Source organism: Thiohalophilus sp. (genome assembly GCF_034521165.1).
Taxonomy (GTDB): Bacteria; Pseudomonadota; Gammaproteobacteria; order UBA6429; family Thiohalophilaceae; genus Thiohalophilus.
This window is the reverse complement of record NZ_JAXHMV010000001.1, coordinates 1-21987: the sequence shown is the minus strand read 5'-3', so window position 1 is coordinate 21987 and position 21987 is coordinate 1. Positions and strand designations below refer to the sequence as shown.

The 21987-nt window shown below is 49.5% G+C and carries 30 protein-coding genes; 22 read left to right on the top strand and 8 right to left on the bottom strand.

Annotation, left to right across the window (positions count from 1 at the left end):
- The first annotated feature begins 57 nt into the window (after positions 1-57).
- On the top strand, positions 58-981 hold the full coding sequence (locus U5K34_RS00150) for a hypothetical protein (protein WP_322566539.1): 924 nt from the start codon (positions 58-60) through the stop codon (positions 979-981).
- A 721-nt stretch (positions 982-1702) separates the two neighbouring features.
- Here U5K34_RS00150 and U5K34_RS00145 read toward each other — a convergent pair.
- The 7 genes from U5K34_RS00145 to U5K34_RS00115 all read right to left on the bottom strand — a co-directional run bounded on the left by U5K34_RS00145 (position 1703) and on the right by U5K34_RS00115 (position 5997).
- A complete protein-coding gene (locus U5K34_RS00145) occupies positions 1703-1876 on the bottom strand; it encodes a hypothetical protein (protein WP_322566538.1) in 174 nt (57 codons plus the stop codon).
- Positions 1877-2240: 364 nt separating this feature from the next.
- Positions 2241-2513, bottom strand: coding sequence for a hypothetical protein (locus U5K34_RS00140; RefSeq protein WP_322566537.1), 273 nt, complete (start codon positions 2511-2513; stop codon positions 2241-2243).
- Between the two features lie 310 nt (positions 2514-2823).
- The gene (locus U5K34_RS00135; RefSeq protein WP_322566536.1) at positions 2824-4095 is read right to left on the bottom strand and encodes a phage portal protein family protein; all 1272 of its coding nucleotides are present in this window, start codon (positions 4093-4095) and stop codon (positions 2824-2826) included.
- On the bottom strand, positions 4092-4457 hold the full coding sequence (locus U5K34_RS00130) for a hypothetical protein (RefSeq protein ID WP_322566535.1): 366 nt from the start codon (positions 4455-4457) through the stop codon (positions 4092-4094). Before U5K34_RS00130 ends, U5K34_RS00135 begins: the two co-directional genes overlap by 4 nt.
- Complete coding sequence (locus tag U5K34_RS00125) at positions 4454-5302, bottom strand: hypothetical protein (RefSeq protein ID WP_322566534.1); 849 nt, start codon at positions 5300-5302, stop codon at positions 4454-4456. Before U5K34_RS00125 ends, U5K34_RS00130 begins: the two co-directional genes overlap by 4 nt.
- A gap of 228 nt (positions 5303-5530) precedes the next feature.
- Positions 5531-5737, bottom strand: a complete 207-nt coding sequence (locus U5K34_RS00120) for a hypothetical protein (protein WP_322566533.1) — start codon at positions 5735-5737, stop codon at positions 5531-5533.
- The gene (locus tag U5K34_RS00115) at positions 5737-5997 is read right to left on the bottom strand and encodes a hypothetical protein (protein WP_322566532.1); all 261 of its coding nucleotides are present in this window, start codon (positions 5995-5997) and stop codon (positions 5737-5739) included. The genes U5K34_RS00120 and U5K34_RS00115 overlap by 1 nt, the downstream gene beginning before the upstream one ends.
- 337 nt (positions 5998-6334) lie before the next feature.
- Between U5K34_RS00115 and U5K34_RS00110 the strand changes: the two genes are divergently transcribed.
- The 10 genes from U5K34_RS00110 (at position 6335) to U5K34_RS00065 (ending at position 10272) form a co-directional block, all read left to right on the top strand.
- Positions 6335-6775, top strand: a complete 441-nt coding sequence (locus U5K34_RS00110) for a phage protein Gp36 family protein (RefSeq protein WP_322566531.1) — start codon at positions 6335-6337, stop codon at positions 6773-6775.
- A complete protein-coding gene (locus U5K34_RS00105; RefSeq protein WP_322566530.1) occupies positions 6768-6893 on the top strand; it encodes a hypothetical protein in 126 nt (41 codons plus the stop codon). The genes U5K34_RS00110 and U5K34_RS00105 overlap by 8 nt, the downstream gene beginning before the upstream one ends.
- 16 nt (positions 6894-6909) lie before the next feature.
- Entirely contained in the window at positions 6910-7215 is a 306-nt protein-coding gene (locus U5K34_RS00100; protein ID WP_322566529.1) for a hypothetical protein, read from the top strand.
- Entirely contained in the window at positions 7208-7726 is a 519-nt protein-coding gene (locus U5K34_RS00095; protein WP_322566528.1) for an ATP-dependent Clp protease proteolytic subunit, read from the top strand. The genes U5K34_RS00100 and U5K34_RS00095 overlap by 8 nt, the downstream gene beginning before the upstream one ends.
- Positions 7723-7887 carry a hypothetical protein gene (locus U5K34_RS00090; RefSeq protein WP_322566527.1) on the top strand — a complete coding sequence of 55 codons (165 nt, stop codon included), beginning with the start codon at positions 7723-7725 and terminating at the stop codon, positions 7885-7887. Before U5K34_RS00095 ends, U5K34_RS00090 begins: the two co-directional genes overlap by 4 nt.
- Positions 7884-8174 (top strand): hypothetical protein, encoded by a 291-nt coding sequence (locus U5K34_RS00085; RefSeq protein ID WP_322566526.1) that lies wholly within the window; start codon positions 7884-7886, stop codon positions 8172-8174. The genes U5K34_RS00090 and U5K34_RS00085 overlap by 4 nt, the downstream gene beginning before the upstream one ends.
- A 370-nt stretch (positions 8175-8544) precedes the next feature.
- Complete coding sequence (locus U5K34_RS00080; RefSeq protein ID WP_322566525.1) at positions 8545-8817, top strand: hypothetical protein; 273 nt, start codon at positions 8545-8547, stop codon at positions 8815-8817.
- Between the two features lie 712 nt (positions 8818-9529).
- Positions 9530-9748 carry a hypothetical protein gene (locus tag U5K34_RS00075; RefSeq protein ID WP_322566524.1) on the top strand — a complete coding sequence of 73 codons (219 nt, stop codon included), beginning with the start codon at positions 9530-9532 and terminating at the stop codon, positions 9746-9748.
- Positions 9745-10026, top strand: a complete 282-nt coding sequence (locus tag U5K34_RS00070; protein ID WP_322566523.1) for a hypothetical protein — start codon at positions 9745-9747, stop codon at positions 10024-10026. Before U5K34_RS00075 ends, U5K34_RS00070 begins: the two co-directional genes overlap by 4 nt.
- A gap of 39 nt (positions 10027-10065) precedes the next feature.
- Positions 10066-10272, top strand: coding sequence for a hypothetical protein (locus tag U5K34_RS00065; RefSeq protein WP_322566522.1), 207 nt, complete (start codon positions 10066-10068; stop codon positions 10270-10272).
- Between the two features lie 41 nt (positions 10273-10313).
- On the opposite strand, the gene U5K34_RS00060 is transcribed toward U5K34_RS00065, so the two are convergent.
- A complete protein-coding gene (locus U5K34_RS00060) occupies positions 10314-10484 on the bottom strand; it encodes a hypothetical protein (protein WP_322566521.1) in 171 nt (56 codons plus the stop codon).
- Positions 10485-10662: 178 nt separating this feature from the next.
- Here U5K34_RS00060 and U5K34_RS00055 point away from each other — a divergent pair, with 178 nt between their 5' ends.
- The 11 genes from U5K34_RS00055 (at position 10663) to U5K34_RS00005 (ending at position 21953) form a co-directional block, all read left to right on the top strand.
- Entirely contained in the window at positions 10663-11154 is a 492-nt protein-coding gene (locus U5K34_RS00055; protein WP_322566520.1) for a CHAP domain-containing protein, read from the top strand.
- A 181-nt stretch (positions 11155-11335) separates the two neighbouring features.
- Entirely contained in the window at positions 11336-11602 is a 267-nt protein-coding gene (locus tag U5K34_RS00050; RefSeq protein WP_322566519.1) for a hypothetical protein, read from the top strand.
- A 96-nt stretch (positions 11603-11698) separates the two neighbouring features.
- Positions 11699-11944 carry a hypothetical protein gene (locus U5K34_RS00045; RefSeq protein ID WP_322566518.1) on the top strand — a complete coding sequence of 82 codons (246 nt, stop codon included), beginning with the start codon at positions 11699-11701 and terminating at the stop codon, positions 11942-11944.
- 104 nt (positions 11945-12048) lie between these two features.
- The gene (locus tag U5K34_RS00040) at positions 12049-12228 is read left to right on the top strand and encodes a hypothetical protein (protein ID WP_322566517.1); all 180 of its coding nucleotides are present in this window, start codon (positions 12049-12051) and stop codon (positions 12226-12228) included.
- Positions 12229-14690: 2462 nt separating this feature from the next.
- A complete protein-coding gene (locus U5K34_RS00035; RefSeq protein WP_322566516.1) occupies positions 14691-15002 on the top strand; it encodes a hypothetical protein in 312 nt (103 codons plus the stop codon).
- 99 nt (positions 15003-15101) lie between these two features.
- Entirely contained in the window at positions 15102-15251 is a 150-nt protein-coding gene (locus U5K34_RS00030) for a hypothetical protein (RefSeq protein WP_322566515.1), read from the top strand.
- 1 nt (position 15252) lies between these two features.
- Complete coding sequence (locus tag U5K34_RS00025) at positions 15253-15936, top strand: phage tail tape measure protein (protein WP_322566514.1); 684 nt, start codon at positions 15253-15255, stop codon at positions 15934-15936.
- Positions 15937-17569: 1633 nt separating this feature from the next.
- On the top strand, positions 17570-17890 hold the full coding sequence (locus tag U5K34_RS00020) for a hypothetical protein (RefSeq protein ID WP_322566513.1): 321 nt from the start codon (positions 17570-17572) through the stop codon (positions 17888-17890).
- A 2212-nt stretch (positions 17891-20102) separates the two neighbouring features.
- On the top strand, positions 20103-20411 hold the full coding sequence (locus tag U5K34_RS00015) for a hypothetical protein (protein WP_322566512.1): 309 nt from the start codon (positions 20103-20105) through the stop codon (positions 20409-20411).
- Positions 20412-20889: 478 nt separating this feature from the next.
- Positions 20890-21162 (top strand): hypothetical protein, encoded by a 273-nt coding sequence (locus U5K34_RS00010; RefSeq protein ID WP_322566511.1) that lies wholly within the window; start codon positions 20890-20892, stop codon positions 21160-21162.
- Between the two features lie 473 nt (positions 21163-21635).
- Complete coding sequence (locus tag U5K34_RS00005; RefSeq protein ID WP_322566510.1) at positions 21636-21953, top strand: hypothetical protein; 318 nt, start codon at positions 21636-21638, stop codon at positions 21951-21953.
- Positions 21954-21987: the final 34 nt, after the last annotated feature.

The window sequence follows — 21987 nt, the reverse complement described above, 5'->3', positions numbered from 1 at the left end:
CATTGCTTGCAAGCATTGAACCTAACACATTGATAAACAAACCTAACACCTAAAAAAATGTCAATTTTCGACGATATCGAGAACCTCGAACAAAAGCTCCAGTCTGAATTAGCCAAGGCCGGAAGCTACTCCAGTGTGGATGATTTTGTGAAGGCGTACACGCAATCCATTATGGATGCCCTCGCCGGCTTTTCTCCGGAGCAGCTTTCCAATGCCAACCTCGATTCCATTGTGGACGATGCCCTGCAGAATGCGCGGAGCATCATCAACACCGATCTGGCCGGACAGATACAGACGAGCACCAAGCAGATCCTCACCGATACCAAAGATTTCTACTCCGGACTGGGGCTTTCCCTCCCGAACCTGAACGATGCCGTGCAGCGCTCGAAGGATGCGGAGGCGCTCACCAACCTGTTCCGCACCAACATGTCGAAGATGCGGGAGGAACTCCTGGAGGGAACCATTGACACCCTCAGGCGGGAGATTGCGCAGGGCCTCATCAACCGTGCGGATATGGAGGACCTGATCTTCCAGTACGCAGATGGCAAGGCGCACTTCGCACGGGTGAACTCCAAGATGATCGTGAGTTCCTACAACCGGATCGGGCGGGAGCAGGTGCGCGATTCTGCGGGATTGAAGGACGGCCTCTACTATGGCGATGCCCGTGATAACACCCGCCCGTTTTGCCTGCGCTGTATTGGCAGGGTGTTCACGCTCGAGCAAATTGAGGCGATGGATAACGGCCAGCTTTCACCGGTCAAGATCTATGCCGGCGGATGGAATTGCATTCACTCCTGGCTGTGGGTGGACCCGGAGTGGGACGATGAACTGAAGGAGAAGCAGAGTGATGCGGAGATCGTGGAGTTCTCGGATGATTATTTGAATCTCTCTGTTCCCAATACTCGACTTATTGACAATGTGCGGTTCGTGGTGTACATTTGGAGTAATCCGAAAAAACACATTACAATCGCACTGCATTAGGCTCTATTGAGAAGTAGCCGGTGCAATAAAGAGTTTACATGCCGGTGCGTGCATCAGTTTCGATCTGATGGATGGTATCACGTGATGTACCATTTGGGAGCGCATCGGCACCTTTTTTTAATCCGATAAAACCAATACAATGAGCAAATCAAAAGACATCGTTAAATTTCAGGGAACTGAAATTCTCACCTGCTCTGAAAACGACCAACACTCATCGCATCAAACATCTGTGAGAAGTTTGGAATTGCGTACTCATGGATAAATGAGCTCAAAGCAATATCATTCTAAAATCGCTTATAATGAGATGAAGAGATTCAAGTTGAAAACCTGAGATAGGATCGCTCGAAAGAATCGTCTATAAAATCAAGCTGGTTGAAAAGCGATAATTGAATTATTTCAAAATGGAGCTGCAACAAGAATGTATTCCTGATTCAGCAAATATGAAAGTTGGTAGATTGTTGATTAGAGAAGCTTGAAACGGAAGACAGCCATGATGCAGATCCACAAAGAAAAGCGGAACAATTGGACGACAGACTGGCGATCTTGCAGGCTCCGTAACGGCTGCCATTGTACAAGGTCGAGGAGATGGCAGAGTATTCAAGGTACGTATGCACTCTACCGAAGCCTTGAGGATTTCAAAGATTCCCTCGAGGAATTTGCACAGGTGAAAGCCTGTGGTTAATCTCAAAGACTCGATGAAGAGACGGCTTATCTCATCTACTTATGTGCACCAGATCAGGATCACCAGCAAAAACCCACCTAAGATTCCGATCACAATCCAACCCCAGTTTGGCATCTCTTTTTCGACTACGGTGGTTTCGATCTTTTCGGTGATCGTCTTTTGTGGCACCTTCACTCTTACGGTTTCCGGCTTGATGGTGTAGTCGATCTGCATCCAGTCTGGCAAGTGATTGGAAAGTTACGGTGTCCATTTCGGCATCACATTCCGATCGGCACTGTTGGGCATTTCGTATTTCGGCATTTGGAGGAGTCGGCAGCGTTCTTGTAAGCTCACAGGCGTAGCCTGTCATCTTCAAGTACACGAGTCGCTATGCCACGGCAACAGAAGTCGTCATGCTCGCTATACCGGCACTGGCACTTCAACCTCCACAGAATCAACCCTCACAGAGCGCTCTGTGGTGATCTTTTCAATAGCCGAACATGCCGTAGCAATACTGCCGATTACGACGAGTAGCGAGATAACGTTGACGTCCGTGCTGTAACTTCGATGTTCCATAGTGGGTAACCTCCGATGTCGATTAATTATTGAATTCATCCTGAATGTTTTTCGCCACGCGCTTGCGCAATGACTTGATGACCTGCTGCTCTTCCGACTTCGTTAAGCCGATGTAGCGGTACAGCACATGATTGATTCCGACGCCTTCGTCGTTCATGTAGCCTGCCAGTGTGGTGGCCGCCGCTTCCGAACGTCCGGGAATGTAACCCACGTCGAGCGTCACTTCGCCTTCGCTCACTTTGCCTTTGTAGGCCATCGCTTCCAGCAATCCCACGGAGCCGTAGAACAAAGTCACCCGGTCGATCGGGAGTCCGCGATTGGCACGCTTCTTCTTCCAGCTCTCGGATTTGTACTGCCGTTTCTGAGCCGTTCCCCCGGTCTTGCTGGTGAGGTATTTCCCCCGGCTGGTCCGCAGCAGAATAATGCTCTGAATCTGCGCCCCGGCTGAGTCGATATCCCCTCTGCTTCACAGAATCATCCACAGCGGATTTGAGCTTCTTAGTGATCCGGTCGACGGCGTCGCTTTTCGATATTGAGTGACTGAAGTCAGTTTGCATAAGGTGAGAATTAGTTGAATGGTGATTAGTTACATTTTGAATTTTGAATTAAAAGCCGAAGGTTGCCGCGTTGTTCTGCCTTGAGATGGTGTCTTCCTCATCTTCGGAATCCGGGGCGGGGAAGTTGAATTTGTTGCGGATGTGTTTGGCGCTTCCGTCCATGTGCTTCAGCAGCGTATCGATCACGCGCACTTCCTGTACCTGGTCTTCCACTCCTTCAATATGCAGGTCGATATCCACAAGGATCTTCCCACCGAAGTTCATCTCCACAATAGGAAGGATGAACCGACGCCTTAAGATCTGCATCAATTGACGTCTGAGCTTCTTCGCCACATCAACCCTGATGCCGTTGGTGGTGTACATGGCCGCGTAACTTCCGGAGCTCCCCATGTTATCGGTCAGGCTTTCGCTCTTGATGATCTTGGCGATGCCCTTGCTCAGGTTCTCACTGAACCGCTCAAACGCATCCACACTGCCCGGCTGATTCGATTGCGGAAACTCGATGGTGTCTCCGTCGTTCACGGTAGCGCGTGCGGCGTTGCCCATTTCGTTAACGGCTTTCTGCACGGTGTCCCGATCTCCACCGGGACCTACTTTCCCAAGGATCAGCGGCGTAGCGAACACCTCGTTGAAGGCCGCCCAATCCTCATAATCAAAGTACTTGAAGGTTGCCAGGCGAATACAGGCCACGCCCGTTCCGAAGCTCGTAAAGTCAATGTCTTTGTAGCTCGGGAGTTTCTTCTGGCTGAACAGCATCACTGATCCGGGCGCGTAGGTGTAGTACGGTTCGTCACCGATGTAGATGGTATTCCAGTCGTCCGACTTCTCTTCCTTTTTGGCATAGATCCATTCGCGGGGAATCACCTCGTAGGTGGTCGGCAGCTGGTAGGTTCGCCCGTCCACGGTTTGAGCCTCCCACGCCTCCGGAGGAATGTTGACCGCGCTGAAGCCATAGAAATGGCCGTCCAGCAATTCATCGGCAAGGCCCTGAATATCGAGCCGTTCAAACAGATGCTCAAAGACTTCCTGCTGGCGGAGCGACTCATTGTCGTTTTCATCCTGGGGCGTGATCACGAAAGGCTCACTCAGCAAAGCAGACTTCAGGGATTGCATGGCCGCCGGGATCTCGTCATCCAGCTTGTAGAAAAACTCAAGGATCTGAAACAGATGTCCGGGGTTTCCACTCTGCGCTGCGCGGAAAGCCGTGCGGAAATCCGAAGGGGTTACATGTTTTGAAATGGTTGGGTATGCTCGCGTGGGCGGTTTGGAAACGGTGGTCCCGTTCTTCACAGCCTGTAATTTTGGTTGGTGATGCTTCATCGTCTGCTCCTTGAGTATCTTCTTTTTTGTTGAACGTTAACTTCGGTTTTGCCGCGTTTGAATCGTCGCTTCACATGGTTGATGCAGGCTTCGAGGGCATCGGGGCCATCGAGGTAGGGCGAGTCGGGATAGTTTTCCAGCTGGTCTTTGATGGTCTGCAGGTCTTCGTTCAGGTTCTTCGGCCACAGCACGCGCTCCTGATCAAACAGCCCCTCCATGCTTTCGATGCGGGCTTCCTTCTGCCCCTTGTTATCGTAGCCGCGCACGTTCAGGAATTGTCCGTGGCGTTCTTCCGCCAGTTCCAGATCTTGGTTGAACCGCTGATCCTGCGCAAAGGTATTTTCAAAGCCTCCGTCCTTCAATCCGTAGGGTGCCCACTTGTCAAAGGCTTGATACCACCGGTCGATCGCTTCACTGATAGCGGTTCCCTGCCTGCAGTATCCATCCAGTATGAAAAAGAAGTGGCCATCGTAAGCCACCACCGGCCAGCATTTGTAGGAACTGTTTTTGCTCCGTCCCCAGGCGGGATCAAACCAGCTGAAAACCACCAGTCCGTTTTCTTCCAGGGCGCGGTCGAGATCTTCTCTCGTATAGCGCGGGAAGTTCTTGAAGATCTTGCCGGGTGCGATCGGGTTTCCGTTGTACTCTCCCTCATAGCGGTATCCCAAGGGTGCGGCGTTTTGGAAGCGTACCATTTTGAGCCAAAGCGTTCCGGCCACAGTTTGGAGCCGTCGGGATATTCGGCTTTGAAGATGAACCCGCGCATGAGCTCGAGTCCGTCTTTGGTATTCAGCTTGCCGCCGTTCTTGGCGCAGGCCTTGGCAAACAATCCGGGCGGTGAGCCTTTGGTTTTGAACTCCTTCAGCTCCTCCTCGTTTTCGTAGATGTGCTCAAAGCCCTGATGCAAAGCGGAGGTCTTTCGCCCCATGTTCCCCAGCCAAACCAGCGGTCCGGTGATGGCACCGTACAGTTCCTGCAGTACAAAATCGAGTTTCTTTTTTCCGTTTGCCGGGTTGAGGGTTTCCTTGGTGGTTTCGAGATCATCCACCAGCGCACCCTGCGGACGAAGGTTCATGAAGAGCAATCCTTTCCCGGAGGTCTCATCCGAAAGCGCCTGCAGCCGGAAGTTGTTTCGCTTGCCCGTAGCCTTGTGGGTGATCCGTGCCTGGTAGATCCCGTTGATGGAATCCGCCCGGCTCACCTTCACTTCATAATCCTGCTTGATCCGTTCGTTATGAACCAGATCCGCGTTGATGTATTCGATGTGCTGCCACGCCTGACTGAACTTTTCTCAGCCCCAAACACCCAGTATTCGATGCGCCCGTTCATCACCCCTTCCATAACATTGAGCCGGCACTGCACCGACTTGGCATGTTCGCGCGGACCATGAACCGGAAACAAGGCCTGCTCCGGATATTGCATCATGGCATCCAGATCATTGTGGAAGACCGCCGAATTCCGAATCCACATAGTGCGGAACGTAGGTCTTCTTAAACTCCTCGATGTTCCCCAGGGTTTTATCCCGGCGTTCCTTTTGGGCCTCTTTGGAAGTATCCGAAAAAGGAGCCGTCTGTTTGGAAAGCTTCTCGACAAAGGCTTCGAGTTGATCCTGTACTTTACGTTGAGCCGAACGTGTAGCCATTACAGATCCCCGAATTTCTCAGCGAGTTGCTGGGTGAACTCCATGCTGTATTCGGCCACGGCGTTGAACAGATCCTCGTCCTTCTCCCGCAGCATTTCCATGAACAAGCCCATCGCCTCAATGCCGTTTGAAACGAATGAAAGGTCTTTGTTAAGCCCCTCCATCATCTTGCGATGCTTGCTCACCTGGTCCACTTCTTTAGAGGAAAGCAGCTCTCCGCGTTCCTTCGCCTGGCGGTAGATCTCATTGATCTGCCACATGGCATGAAGTCCGATCTGAAGGCTGGATGAATTCCGCAGCTGGCGCTGTTCATTCCACCCGCCTTCATCGGCCCACCGGAGAATGGTAGTTGCCGTTGGTCGATAAAATTGCAGAAATTTGTTCAGCGCTCATGCCCAAAAGCACGTAGTACGTGCGGGCAGTGGCTTTTACGGTCTCATCATAGGTCTTAGGCATCGCGTTCGAAGTTCGTTTTTATTGGCTCGCCTCAAACTTCGTCAACCCCCCGACAAACTAAAGGGGAAATAGCCTATTTCCCCTTTTAAGCTGAATAACCTTCCTCATCTTTGGTGCAGTTAATTAAAACAACTGCACGAAATGGCATACTGTAACCAACAAGACATTGTAGATCGCAAAGGATCTGAGCGGCTCGCTGAGCTGACCGGGGATTCTACCGGGCAGAGTATCAACGCCGCCCGTGTGACTAAGGCGATCAACGAGTTCGGCAACCGGATCGACAATGCCGTGCGGGTGAACTATCCTAAACTGCCTTTCGATGAAACCAATGCTTTTCTGAATGGACTGAATATCGAGGGCGCTTACCTGATCCTGGAACGGGATAAGGAACTGGGATGGAGTGAAGATCAGCGTGCCGACTGGAAGCTGCTGGAAAAAGACCTGGAGAAAATAGCCCAGGGAATGTACGACCTGAGAACAGAGACCGAAGAAGAAGTTGAAGCCAAGGGTACATTCAAATCAAACCCGCGCCTGTTCAACCGAAATTCATTAAACGGCCCGGAGGATCACAACCATGTCTGATATGATCTCCGGAATACAAAGCGCACTGGTTACGCTTTTTGACGATGCAAAAACAGCCACGCCTGCCAATGCCCCGAAAGTAATTGAAGCCTACGGCGGACAGTTTGAGAACCCGTAAGAAGCTGGTTCGGAACATGCCTGCGCTGTATGTGAATCTCTCCAATCAATTCAACCTGAACGCCGATGATATTGAAGGCGCTCTGCTTTCCGGCACGTTCAGTGCAGATATCATTCTTTTTGACAAAAACAATTTGAACCAGGAGAAGACCTACGGTGAGATGGCCGTGCTGATCGACTGGACCATTAACGCGCTGCGGGGTGAAACGATCACCGTTGGCGGCGTGCCTATTCCTGTTTCCGAAGATATTCAGGGGGAATTCTTCCCCGCCCTCAACGCCGTGGTGCTAACCCTCAACCTTGGAGCTTTTGACGATGAGTAATTTTTTCAACATACGGGCGCTGGCCGGGACCATCATTCTTGAAATTTACGGGGTGATCACCGAGTACGACATGTTCGAAGAATACCTGCGCTGGCAGATCAGCGAGATGGGCGATGATGCTCCGCTTGCCGTTCGCATGAGTTCCCCCGGTGGAGATCCGCGCATTGCCATGAGCTTGTACCGGATCATCAAAGACCATAAAGGTCCAACCGATTGCTACATCGAATACATGTGCGACAGCGCCGCAACGCTTGTGGCCTGTGCGTGTGATAAGGTGATCGGGAATGAATTTCCTTTTGAGTACATGATCCACGATCCCGAGATGCAGCCGGACTGGTTCCGGGTTGAAGAAGGCCAGGCACTGGTTGACTTCCTGAAAAAGACCCGCGACGACATGGTGAGAATCTACACCGAAGAAACCGGCATGAGTGAAGATGCTATCCGACAGCATGATGCAGGACACCACTTTCATGAACTCCCAGGAAGCACTCGAGTTTGGCTTTATCGATGAGATCAAAGACGGTAGAGCAAACGCTGGATGCCAAGGTGGATTACAAAGTAGCCGCCAATGCTTACAAAGAGCAGCGGCCAAAAGAATTTAAAATCGAAGGCGGCGGCAAGTCGTCCGAATCCGAATCTAACACTAAACCAAACCAAAGGTTCAAGCTATGAGCGAATCAAAAACATGGATAGAAAAACTCAGAGCCTCGATATTCGGCCTGGGCGACACTGCTGACGAAGCCGATGTTGTCATTTCCGCAAAGACCCTGTCTTCTGACCTGAAAGCGAAGAAAGAAAAAGTCGAAGCTCTTAAAGGTACCATCGACGAGAAAGACGAAGAAATTACCAAGCTGAAGGCGGATCTCGAAGAAGCCGAAAGAGCAAACTCCCTTCTGAAGAGGAAGAGGAAGCGAAGAGCTGAACAAGCAGGTAGAAGCCGCAGCTGGAAGCAGCTGTGAAAGACTTCAAGATTCAGGCTGCCCAGTAAAAAAGGCATGGCAGAACGCTTAGCAGAGGTAAATCCCGACGACTTGAAAGCCACTCCGGAATTAATCCCTGAAGGTGCGCTGAAAGGTAAGTAACGATGGTGCAAAACCGAAATCGAAAGAGCCAACGCGCTGAATGCCGGCAGGTTAAGACCACGTAAGAAAGTGGCCGTGGACCCCAAGAATAAACTGAACGCCGTACGGCAATAAATCTAAATCAAAGCTAAAAAACACAATATTATGGACATTATTCAAGCAACTGCACAAGCTACAGCCAGCCGTTACTGAGCGCGGCCAGCGGCTTCATTACACAAGTGATTGAGAGTACTCACTGCTGCTTCGGATGATGATGAACTTTCAAGATCAGAGGCGACTGAGCATCAATACCGCCCATGCTGTAGGAAGTCAAGCGCTGGCCGGACGCGCCAAGAACGCGAACTACAGCGGAGAGGATCTCGATCCAGCCGCATTGTTAGCCGGTGAGTTGGCGCTCCACGGGTTTCTACCTGAAGTACGACATGACTTATCAAGCGCGATCGTGAACTCGGTATTGGTATCGACATGGATGCAGTGGTACGATGACGAACTGGACGAACGCAGCTTTCGATACCGCTGATGAGATCGAAAAGCTGCATCATTGCCGGTGACGGATCTACCAACACGTATGGAAGGTATCGCTGCTATCCTGGACGGAACGCAACGTTCCCGGTCTTGGAATATCAATGGTGATTGATGCGCTTACAGGCTCACGGTCTTGCAGCGAGACAGCTTCGATCTTACCACTGCAAACAACTACGACAAGTTCCTCGAGCAGCTTGAGAAGATGGAAGACTGAAGTTAGAGGAGCGCAACGCTGTTGATTGTGTAACGACAGTATGGCTGCTCGCCTGGCGACCATTGCCCGCAAGTTCCACAGCTACAGTCAGGGAGTGGATGAATTCGGCAAGCCTGGTTGACCAGATGCAACGGCCTCGACATTGTACATGTGGATGATGATGTGATCACGAAAACAGAAGATGATAACGCCGGTACTCCGGTAGCGTGAAACGACTTCCATCTTACGCTGGTTAGCAACCGCGAAGGCTCACTGGAACGTCAACACCAACTCCGGGCTTGGCGTTCTACGATCATGGCGAATTGAGCGGAGAAATGCAGGAAGGTGTTTCCTTCGAGTTCCGCGCCAAAAACGAGATCAAGCGCAAACGCGCTATCCGTCGCGTACGAAATATTAAGATCTAACTTCACCGCTGCGACACGCTGAAGTCATCATATCGAGAACCTCCGGTGTAAAAGCCGGGGGCTCTTTTTAAAACAAAAGGAGAAAGAAAATGAGTGAAGAAAAATTAACCGCTAAGGAAGTGATCGAGCAGATCGAAGCGGCTGAGTCCGTGGAAGATGTGAAGGCACTTGCTGAAGGCGACGATCGAAAGACTGTTGGTGAGGCTGCGGATAAACGAGTGGCTGAGTTGACTGAAGATCCGGAAGTGAAAAGGCAAAAGGCAAAAGTGAAAGCGATGCCGATGCTGATTCCGAGATTGAAACCGTGAAGGTGGATAAGAAGGTTTTTGAAACCACCAAGGATGCGGTGGATGAAGTGCTGGAATTTGAAAACAGTCTGCGCGGAACGAGTAAGAAGCCTCGTGAGAACGAAGCCAAACTGCTTGAAGCTGCGGAAGTACTGAAAGCCGATCCCAAGAACGTACCGGCTGAAGGCTGGGCGGATCTGGAGAAAGCGATCCTTGAGCACCTGCAGTACGATCAACAGCGCCGAGGACTTAGCCAGCCCGTGCCGGCTATCAGCGAAACTGCAAGCGGCTTACGATAAGCTGACGGAATCAGAATCTTAACCTCAAACCAATATCGAATGTCTTTTCAGGAAGGAGCAAATGCGGCCATTAAAGCAACGATAGGAATTACAGGGACGGCCTTCAGCATAATGCTGGAAAACATATCCCTGATCGCCTCCATCATAGCTGCTTTATCTACCGCTGTATTTATGGCTCAACAATGGCGCAACGCCAGAGACAAAGGACAGGCATTCAAAGAGGACCGGGATAATGAAAATAGCTGAACGCCTTAAAACCCCTTTGTTTTTCATCATCACCATCCTGCTTACGGCAGTCTGCTATCTGGTGGACCTTCTACACGTTTGTGGAGTTCTCCGGCTTTGCCGCTGCCCTGGGTAAAGCGGTGATCGGCGTCTCGTTTTTCATTGCCTACGATAAAATTGTTCTCCGAGAGGTGGACACCATAACCGAAATCAAAAAAGGAAACATAGCTCATGCGATCTTTATTCTTTCACACGCGATTATTATTGCTGCCTGTATTGCTGTTGCTTAGTGTCGGCTGTGCCGATTTTGAGCGATCAGCTGTCAGCGATCAGCATTCAGAAACATTCAACTGAAACACATGGACGCTTGACTTGTCAGACGAAGATATTGCAACAGGCTGATGTGAACAGGTGCCGCACCTGGAACTGGCTGAAACGTATGTCGGGACCACGGAACTCTCCGGGGAAAATGACGGGCCGGAGGTGGAACGCTTTCTGGCATCGGTCGGACTGCAAGCCGGCAATCCATACTGCGCTGCCTTTATAAGCTTTACTCTTGATGAAACCGAAGGGATCAAATATCCCACTGAAGTGCGATCCGGTTTAGCTTCACACTTTATCACTGATCAATCCATTAGCGCCAAACAGGTACTACGCGGCACGGTGGATATTGAACCGGGGACGGTGCTGATCTGGCGCAAAGGCAATACGATTTATGGCCACGCGGGATTTGTAACCACCCAAACAGCGATCAACGAATTTGAAACCATTGAAGCCAACACGTCGGGAGGCGTGTATGGCAATCAAGCCGATGGCGACGGAGTGTGGCGAAGGTCGCGCTCCATCCAGGCGGGAAACTATTTCAGGATCACCGACTTCACGCCGGTGGTCTATCACTCTTAAGACCTAATTATCATGGGAAAGTATAGCAAAAAACGAATTGACTGGGTTGAAGACTCAACCGTAGGCATCACCGGTCTGGGCCGATCTTGGTCCCCTGGTACCGGATAGCTTCACACTTCCGGAAACCGCACAGGAAGAAGCCAGCTGACGGCTCAGGAACTGTACGCGCGGCACGCAGGAAGTGTACGAAGTGCAGAGCTTTTCGGAGTCGCAATACACCGCCCTGAAAGCGAAGCAGGACGCCGATGAGATGGTGGATCTACGCATCCGCAGCCTGGACGACAACGAAGCCGATGAGGTTGAGGAGGGCTTTTCCGTGAAGCTGCAGGAAACCAAAACTATTTCAACCACGCGCCCGGCAGAAGTACCACTTCCGCTTTGTGCGAACATTCATTTAAGTAAGGAGCAATCATGGGATTTTGGCATAAAAAACGAATATCGAAAGTGACTGGTGCCGGTAGGTGCCAGGTATCCTTCAGCCGACCTGGGAAACTGAAGACCGACTCTTCACACTCACCGGAAACCGCACAGGAAGAAACAGCCGATGGCGGCGAAGTGTACGGAGGCAAGCAGGACGTGTACGAACTGCCAGGTCTATGACACCAGCAAGAAAGCCGCGCTCCGCACGGAGATGCTGGCCGACGGCTTAGTGGATCTTCGCTTCACCGACGCTGAGGGCAACGTGGGCGACTGGGACGAAGGCTTCTCCGTCATCGTAAGCGAGCCCAAGCAATTTGCAACCCGAACACGGGCGTTCTTTAATGCTCGGTTTGTGAAGAGTTCGGTGTAAGCTGAATCGGGAATAACGGAGCACATAGCGCCACCCTGTACAACGCTGCGGACGAGACCGAGTACGTGACCGTCCGGAAGCTCACGCAGGACAGTGACTTCAATATGGAAGGCATTGCCGAGGAAGATCTGGATGGCAACGTGGTGTGGATCGAAGACTGTGCCCGGCCTCTGATCGGCTTCATGGACGATGCAGATATGGAGCAGCTCCGCACGTGGTCCCGGAACTCGAACCCTGCTGAAAGCGGTGGTGTATGGAAACCAGGACTATATCTTCTGGGATGAAAGCTCCACCATCCGCGTCATTGAACCCGCTAAATTTACCTGCCCGAGGCCGCAACCGAACCCGACTCGAAATGCGCCGCCAGGGCGATGATCTCGCGATCGAAAAAACACCCGGCTTCTGGATCATGGCAGACGGGAAAAGCTCGAGGGATTTGTGGGGATCAGTGAGGATGAAGACGGCGTAACCGCCAGGAACTTCCCGCCGGCCCAGGTAGGCGCAGACGGAAGCATCACCTGGATGGGAATTAACATAGAAACTGTAACACTGGAAACGGCTTAGATAAGATGGCAAACGTAGAAGTAGAAAAAGAGTGCGATTCAGGATGCGATTGATGCGTACAACGCTGCTAAGATGATCTGGCTGCATGGTCTGAATAACCTCGCAAACGAATGACCAGCAGGTGCAGGATGCGATTGACCAACTGGATAGTGCGGTTGCCACTGCCAACGCTTACGGGCCTGTTAATTTCCAGCGTGGCTTTGCCGGGGATGATGATCTCACCGTAAAACCGGCCACCGGAAATGGAGAAGATAACGGGGACATCTCTTATTATTCTAAAAGACGGGGATAAATTTCAGTTGATTAGATTTTCAACTGCTACTGGAGCTTGGGAAGATTTCTCTGAGCCGGTTACTACTGAAGAAGTATGTTGATGATAAGGCCTCATTATCAGGGTTGGTAGTGAAGCCACACTGCGAACTCAAGTCTACAGCGTTGATATCCTGCTACGATGAGGCCAGCTACTCACGCTCCAACGGTTATCATGAATTGATGGATGACTGGAAATGGAGGTGATTTTTATTACAGCTACTCTGAGGAAACCGCATAGTGGTTCGGCAGTATATAACCGCTGGATTGCGTTGGAAGTGCCAAAAGAGTGTTCCTGAAGGTCTGATTGTTACATGGTATGAGACTACGTGATTATACACAGATGATGGTTTGGATTCAGATGCATCAGACATGTTGTAGCTGACGGACCTGACAGTTTATACCCTCTAGTGTAGTTCTAAAGGAATGTTGTACTCAATAGAGGCTGAGAGGATGGACTCTGGAATGTCTATTCATGGAGGGCGTGAAGCAGGAACATTAGCTCAGTAGGGATTATTCGATGAAGACAAGTATTAATAGAGTACTGTTAGATGCACGTTCAAGAACCTGAAATTATATACAGTTCCTAATTGTTTCATGCCAATAAAGACTGGTACATATGGATTCACGGCGTAGGAATCAAACGATCTCGGACCACAATTCTGGGCTTTAGAACGATGGAAAGCTATGACAAGTTGGAGCTAGCAACTAATTGACAGGACTAGGGGGCTGTTTTTACATGGATTCAGTAGATACTGATGTTGGATGTAGACACGGTAGACAAGTTCTATGGATTTAGTATCGTTACTAAACAGCTCATCAAGTTTGATGGGGTGTACTGTATAGTCAATGGTGATGTATGGGCTTAACTGCAGATCGGCAACAAATGCTAACTACAGGTATCGATATGATTACTAAACGCAAGTCGTAAGACTTCACCCGATGAGTAAATTCAGCTGATCAAACATGTATTTTATAGAACACTTTGGGTGTTAGGCTTGAGCAAACGGATCGACCGAACTCTGCACACTATCTGATAATGTTACAGCAATTTGAATATATCGAAAATGAGGGCGTTAGCTTATGATGGCATCATACATGTTGGTAGGAATAGCTGCTTAGGTTTATACCTGAAAACGCAGCAAGACGCGTGTATATACGAAATAGCATGACTTTACTACGGATGCTTTAGTTTTAATTGTTTCTAATAGCGTTGTTTGCACGCCAACTAATATGGTAGATGGGGCATCCAGAATGTGGTGGACTGAGAACACGGACTCGGTAGAGTTACAAATACTGCCACGATAGATAGTGTCAGGCGATTGTTATGATAACAATGTTGGCACGGTATTGCGGCTATTCACTGACAAATAATGTTGTAGGTTAGCAGGGTGCAATATGCTCATATGATCGCCGCAGAATGCCCGAAGGTGCCGCATGGGGACTTTACCAACCGTGAACGCCCACTCAAAAGATCTATGGACACCTATCGAACATATAGCAACATTTGTCCGTTCACGATAAAAAATATGTAAGACATGGCTAATGAGACAGAAGATCGGCATTGGAGTGATTGGAGTATAGCTGTACGCCAGGGGCAAGTTGGCTCATCGACCGACTTCTGACAGCAAAAGCAGGATACAGTTTGATGAGTGGATAGTTACCGCAATTACTTAGATAGACAACACCTCGTTATCACCGAAAAACCACCACACTTAACCAAAAATTTAAACCAGATATGAAGACGTACAACCCACTCGCAAAGCAAAACGCAACCCTCGCTCCTACAACTGTGGCGCGGGAGCGGAAGATTCATGAACTGCAGGTTCGGTATGCCGGGGTGAGTTTGCAGGAGAAGAAGCAGATCTGCGAGATGCAACGGTGGAAGCCCGAGGAGAAGATCCCGGAGCTGAGCAAGGATGTCCGCGTGAGTGTGGATGCCCTGGCGCAGATGGTGGAGCGGAACAATGAAGATCCAGGCAAGACCCACACTGACTTGCAGAACATCATCAAGCGGCACAAGGATGAGCATGTGGACCCGCCGGAGGCGATCACCACTGCCGAGTACTGGCTGGGACTGGCCGAGGCGCTGTTCGAGGATTTCGACGCCGCCAACACGGACCCGGACGAGCTGAATTTCAGTGAGATCCAGAGGGCATACGGGGATTTTCACGGGCTTCAGTAAAAGATTATTCAGAGGCTGAGAAGATACTGGAGCTCGCCGATAGTTACCCTCAGCCCTGATCGATTTAATGAGCAACAGGAACCCCAACAGATCTGGAAGATGCAAACGCAGGAAGTACTTAACGAAGAGATGAACCACTGGGAGTACCTCGCCTTCCGTGCTGCTGAAACCAGTGCCGAGCAAAAAGACCTGTTCCATTCCACCCGCCGACAGATCGCGCTAACCTACATCCATAAACTGGTAAGCTGAGATGGCAAAAGAAGAAATTAAAGTATCGGTCGTATTTGCCACAGCAGGCGCAAAACGCAATGTGAAGGAGTTCACCGGCGAGCTGAAGGAGATGGAAGGTCAGACCAAAAAGACCTCCAAAAACGCCTCCGGTTCCTTCGCCAATATGCGCAGCTCTGCCATGCGGAACCTCGGGAAAGCAGGTCTGGCCGGGATAGCCGTTGCCGCCACGGGCGCGGTGGTTATGGGCTTCAACCGCATGATGGAAAAGGGCAAGGAATACCAAAACAGCCTTGCCGACCTCGAAGCTATTACAGGGATCACCGGGGACCAACTCGACGAACTTTCCTCCAACGCCCTTGATCTCTCCGTGAAGTACGGGGAAGCCGCTAACAACATCATTGAGGCGAATAAGCTGGTAGCCTCGCAACTGGCTGAGAAGATCGACTTCGGCACCGCCGAGGGACTCCAACAGCTGCAGGAAGTGAGCGAGCAGGCCGTGGTGCTACAGAAGGCTGCCGGTGTAGATCTGGCCACGTCCGTTCGTACCCTCACCACGGCCATCAACCAGTTCAACCTTCCCGCCTCCGAGACCGAACGGCTCATTAATTCCATTGCCGCCGGTTCCAAATTTGGAGCGGCTGAGGTGGCGCGATCAGGCGGATGCCTACCAGTGAAGTCGGTATCGGTAGCCGGCTGCGGCTAATCTGCATTTGAGGACGCTGAACGCCTCCACGTTCAGGTGCTGGCGGCCAATGCCATTCACCGGGCTCCCAGGCCGGTACGCAGCTGCGGAACGTGATTCCTTACGCTGAACAATTCTGCCAAGCTTGCCGAGGCAGGAATTGAAGGCGTGGACATTGCAAAGCGACGGACTGTCAGCCACACTGAACAAGCTCGAACCCACTCCTGGAAGACTCCGCTGCCTGAGAGAAACTCTTCGGACGTGAAGCCATCACCGCCGCCCAGATCCTTATCAAAAACGCCGATGCCGTGGGCGAAATGACGGAGAAGGTGACGGATAGTAATGTGGCGCAGGAGCAGTTGAATGTTCAGATGCAAGACGTTTGAGACGGCCTGCGAAGCGGTTGACTAACGCCATTGATAATGAGTTGATCAAGCGCTTTCCAGGAACTTAATGGGCTGACGGTTAATGGCATAAATGCTTGCCAGTAGAGTTAGACCGAGTACTGATTGGTGAAGGCTCAACGGTATGGCTTCATGTCAAAGCGCGTTGAGCAAAAGTTGACATCGCATCAACGTATTGTTGAAGCGATATAAGTCGCGAGGTTGAATGCTGATCGTGCTCAAAAGAAATGGCATGCTTGATAAAGCCGGTAATATGCACGCTGTCAATGAAGATGTGAGTAAGGTATGAGCAAGCTGGATTATAGCGTAGATCTGAACTGCAGAATGAATATTGAAATATAACATAGGCCGACAATTATTTAGAATACGAGCTCAGAACATTAAGGAAGACAAAACCTAAATATGATGCTCTTTCAGAGAATAATCACGTGGGAACTTTAAAAGGAAATCAGAAATTGCCAAGCTCATTGAAATTGAAGTCTATTATGCAGTATAGAGATATGTAGGAGGCGATGCACTGGAATAAAGTCTTGCAGAAAGTATTCGATCGAAGCCGAAACTGTAGCTGGTGAAAATATCATCAAGAAGCTCAAATCACTGTGCTGAACTAATGAACGAGCATAAGCTGAGTTCCAATACAAGGCAGAAATGTCTGAGAATAGCTGATTCGCACGATGTTAAGCCTGATAATCGACTGGATGTTGATTAGTACTGTAAATGATCGGAAGCATCCACTTTGAGAGAGATTGATCATGCCAATTGATGCGCACGCAATGCAACGGAGATTGACGACACAGTATATAGGCAGTTTCTTCCGTGCTGGAAGATCATACCAACGACGTTAATTTCGCAATGCAGAAAACAGCTGAATGACTGATCGATATCTGATTGCCGACTGGTTATTCAATCGCTATGGGCGATGAGATTCAGTCCTGAAGGAGAAATACGAAGAGCCTCATGAACGCTCAGCAAGCTCAATAGCGTTGTATGCCAATCAATGGCCAAGTGATCAGATCAAGAGCCTGGCTGATATTGGGAATGCTGTTCGTGAGCAGGTCCTTACGGCGCCATACAAAGCTAAGACATTGCCAGAAGCCGTTGCTGCTTCAGATTGCAAACGATACTGAGTACGGTTCCGTTCTCCTTTTACAGCATTAGCCGTCCGGCCGGGCGTCGGTAGCTGCTATATCAGCACTTGTTCAACCAGATACCCGAAATTCAACAAAGGCGTAGATGATTACGAAGGCGGTATGGCCAAGGTTCACAAAAACGAGGTGATCACCTACCTGCCCAAAGGCTCGAATGTCATCACCAATAAGAATGTGGAAGCTATGGAGCGCATGAATCGCTCACGGCCATTTATTCCCGATACCGGAGGCCGTGGATCAGTGACGGTTCAACCCGCAGACAATCGCGACATCTTACGAGCCATTGAGCGCCAAACCGACCGCATGGAGCGCATGGAACGCAAGGTGGAATTGAACATCTCGGAGTTTGAGCGCATGCTCCAAATGGGTGAAAAAGGAAGCGGGGCTCAAACTGCATTTTATTATCGCATATCGCAAATATGAATCCCGTGATTATTCGGTGAAATTTCATGAGCTTTCACATCTGCAAACCCAGCCAACGCAAAAAGATTTTATTGTAAAGGATGAGATTTGTTCAGGCAAGGCGCACGGAGCCCTTTGCCACTCATCTACGCGGAGAGATTCAGCTGCAGATCTCCGCCAGCGCGATAAATTACTATCGCGACCTTTTCAAATCATTCACCCCTGGTAGATACTATGTTAAAATCGATAACGGACAACGCGTTTTGTACTGATTCCCAACGTCAAGCTTCATGCCTTCGCGGTTCTGAGCAACAGAAATCCGCACATTTGTCTTTTCAGATGGTCTCAGCGTCCTAAAATCACAGGAGAATGACTATACATCCCCCATTCAGTTGGGGTGATTTCTTTTATGATATTTTAGGTGATATTGGTTTATCGCTCCCCTTGTACGGGTGCTTTTTCGATATAAGCACTATCAGTCTGTAGGAACGTTCTGGGTAAAGAAGTTTAGCAATTGCAGATCCTTCCGTCGACTTGTTGATAACATCAGGTCTCCTCCAAACATGATGTTTTAATGGCCGTGCTTAATCATTTCAAAACGTTCTTTAGATCTGGCAGCAGGATGGAGAATGGTATATAGCCCAGCGCACCGCTTAATAACTGGGCTACGTGGGCACGGTGTGAAGGTGGATCATGGAGCACTTACGAGTCAGATCCTATTCGGCTTCATCCAACGGTCCTCTTTTAAGAGCTGAAGACACAGAGGACATGGAATTCTCCGGCCTCAATAAGTTGGTAGAACTCATTAACGTATATTTTATTACAGATAATCCAAACTTTGCCAACTGGACTAACGGCACTCCGGATGATTGGGAAGAAACAGGATCTGGATCGATTGTACAGATCGTCTGAAATTCTTTTGCCACGGGTGCAGCGGCATTAGATGAGCAACAAAGGCTATTTTAGATATTGCCTTGGCTACATGGTGCCGGAGATACCATTCGTTCACAGGATTTAGGTAGTCAACTGGATTGAGAATCAAACACCGGGAGATCATACGGCAAACTGTCGCATATGTGAAGCGAACCTCTTTGCTGGCATGGCGATTCTGTTTATTTGCAAAATGATGCATGGGATGCTAATTTATCAGGGCTCACCGAAACGGAAGACAGTGGAGATGAGGTGTAGCTCGAAACAATCGAGTTTACCTTTACCAAGAGCTTCCCTTCGCAGGCAGTTTTATTCATGAGATCATCCTTCAGCATGCTGGCGACAAACATCTGCCTCTGAGCGTTGACACCATGATGCTGATTTGATAGTCCCGTCAGCATTGATGCCCAATTAGACGAGATTAAGTACATAGGGAATGACTGAAATGGGCAAACATCTTTCAATAATGAGTCAGAAACGGCCTTCATAGATGACGTTCTCACGCATTAACTACGATCCAGGCATGATTACTATGATGGATCAAATTGGCAAAAAGCCGAGGATTGGTCTTCTGACGGAATTGTTGTCAGTCTCCACGCAAAATAGTCCCTAAGGATTATCTGGAGCAATGATCGATTATAAACAGGACTGCATTCAGCTCCATAATTCATGCCGTCGATCTATCGGACATGACAGAGCTTACCTGGATAGACGAGGAGAAGGAGTTTATGGTCTACTATGCTCAAGGTCAAGTAAACAAGAGTGAAAGATAATTGAATATCTGCGAAGTGAGTGAAGGTCAAGCCTCAGTAGAACTAGAGATCCAGTATATCAATTAGGTTAAGTAACTTACGACTAAGGGAAAAGCATTTGGTCGCGATTATTGCGGGAAGCTGTCGCGGTTTTGTAATCTGTTGTTTGATATTACGGAACCACTTTCCCCCAAATGACTGGCAAGCATCGGCGGCGCTTAGCCCTGCATCCCTGCGTTCTCGCCCATGCAAGAATGTCATCGCCAATAAACAGGATCACACCGTTTCAGTTATAGATGGAATCACGCAGTGTGGAAGCCGTGATCGAAGGGAGGGACTGGCTTAACCCCATGGCGCAGCGCTTTCGCTGGATGGGAAATTTCTCTATATCACCAGCAAGATATCGGACGGCACCTACAATCCCAACCAGGCTACGGAAACTCAGATTTTGCCGGAACGGTAACTGTCATAAACACGGAAACCGATACCATTGTGAAAGTCATCGAGCGGGAACACGCTTCCGGAATTGGAACAAATGCGTTAAGAAGATATTGAAAATCTACACAACGCGAATTATCATACTTATACTTTCTTTCGCCCTGCTTTTTACCGGCTGTAGTCTTTTTAAAACTACGGGTGATTCAACGGATTCATCATTCCAAAACTACCAGCAACAGGTGAACCCATTTCCAGTATATGATGAAGCCGGATCGCTGATCTCATTCCCATTCCTTGGGATCAACGCCCCTCGTCCACAGTTTGTGGATATTGATGACCACGATCCCGACCTGTTTGTTCAAGGAAATACGGATGACCTGAAATTCTTTGAGACACCAATTATGCCAGTGAAGTCCCCTTAAAATGGCAGACAAATAAATTTCAGGATCTCCACACAGGAGAGTGGGTTCTCGTTCGCTCTCAGATGGATCAGGATGGAGACTTAGATCTGATCTTGAGCAGCCGTACAGCTACATTCGCTATTACAAAAACGAAGGAAATGCGAAGGAACCGAAGTTCGTGCTGGCAGCCGATTCACTCCGGGATGTAAACGGAGAGCCCCTTTCTCCGGGACCGGCAAAATATTCCCAACGTCACGGATATTGACAATGACGGAAACCTGGATCTGTTCATAGGTCGATTAGAGGGAACACTGACCCGTTATGAATCAGTGGGCCTGGAATGACACCTTACAATTCGACAGTTTGAACTGGTGACCGATAAATTTGAGAACATTGAGATCGTGAAGCAGTTTGGGACGCTGCACGGAGCCACAATGGCTTTTATGGATATAGATCAATATGGCGATCAGGATATTCGGGGCGATTCTCTGAGCCCAGTGTGTTGTTGCTCGAAAATGAAGGTGATCCCACCGATCCCGATTTCCAGAGTGAACCACGTCCGTTTCCCGAAAATGATCCGGTTCAAACCAGCGGCTATAATGCCTCAACACTTACCGACTGGGGCAATGACGGCGATGTCGATCTCTTCCTGGGCGCTGGCTGGGCCTACAACGCCAATCAAACCCTGGCCGAAAATTTCTATTTCTACGAACAGCAGGCCAATGGTGACTTCGAAATTGCGACAAACGAAAGAGTTTTTAAGCACCCTTGATGTCGGGAATGAAAGCATACTTACGACCGGAGATATGGACGGTGATGGAGATCAAGACCCTACGCCTGCGCAATAAAATAGATCCTGATAATGAAATACGTCCATTATTTATATCTATGAAAATAAGGGGTCAGAAAAAGTCCCTGAGTTTCATCAAACCGGCATGTCTGAGCTGCCTGAAGCCTACCATGATGCACCGGCGTTATAGCCGATCGAGAACGACGGGCTGGACGATCTGCTGATCGGAAGATGGCGAGGCGGCGTAGCGTATTACCAAAACACCGGCGGAACTTTTGAGCTGGTGGAAGACACTTGTCGAATTGCCCAGGGGAACAACGCCGTGCCGAACTTGTTCATCTTGATGAACGGGGGTGACCTCGACACGCCGTGGGTTCTTCGGGGAGGAGTGGTGTACTTCGAAAATAGGTAGCGAACAAGGGCTCCAAATTTTGAGTTGGCCGAGCAACTTGTGTTTGAAGGAGTGGGAAGGGGCAGACAGAAAGTTACCCGCCTTTTACGATATTGATGGCGATGGTGATTTCGACCTGTTTTTAGGTTCTAAAGAAGATGGGATTGCTTCTCAGAAATGTGGGAACGCCGAAATGCCGAAATTTCAAAAAGAGGAAATGCCCATTACTGTTCAGGTCACCCAGGCCAATCCAGTGCCTTATTTTTCTGATTTGGATGGAGACAGAATTCCAGAATTTCTTCTCCGAAACAAGGAAGGTGGAATTTTCCTCTTAGTCGATAAAGTTCTCCTCTTTGAGATGGAATATGATCGTTACCTGTAGCATAAATTGTAAATCAGTGATCCGGTTCAAATGT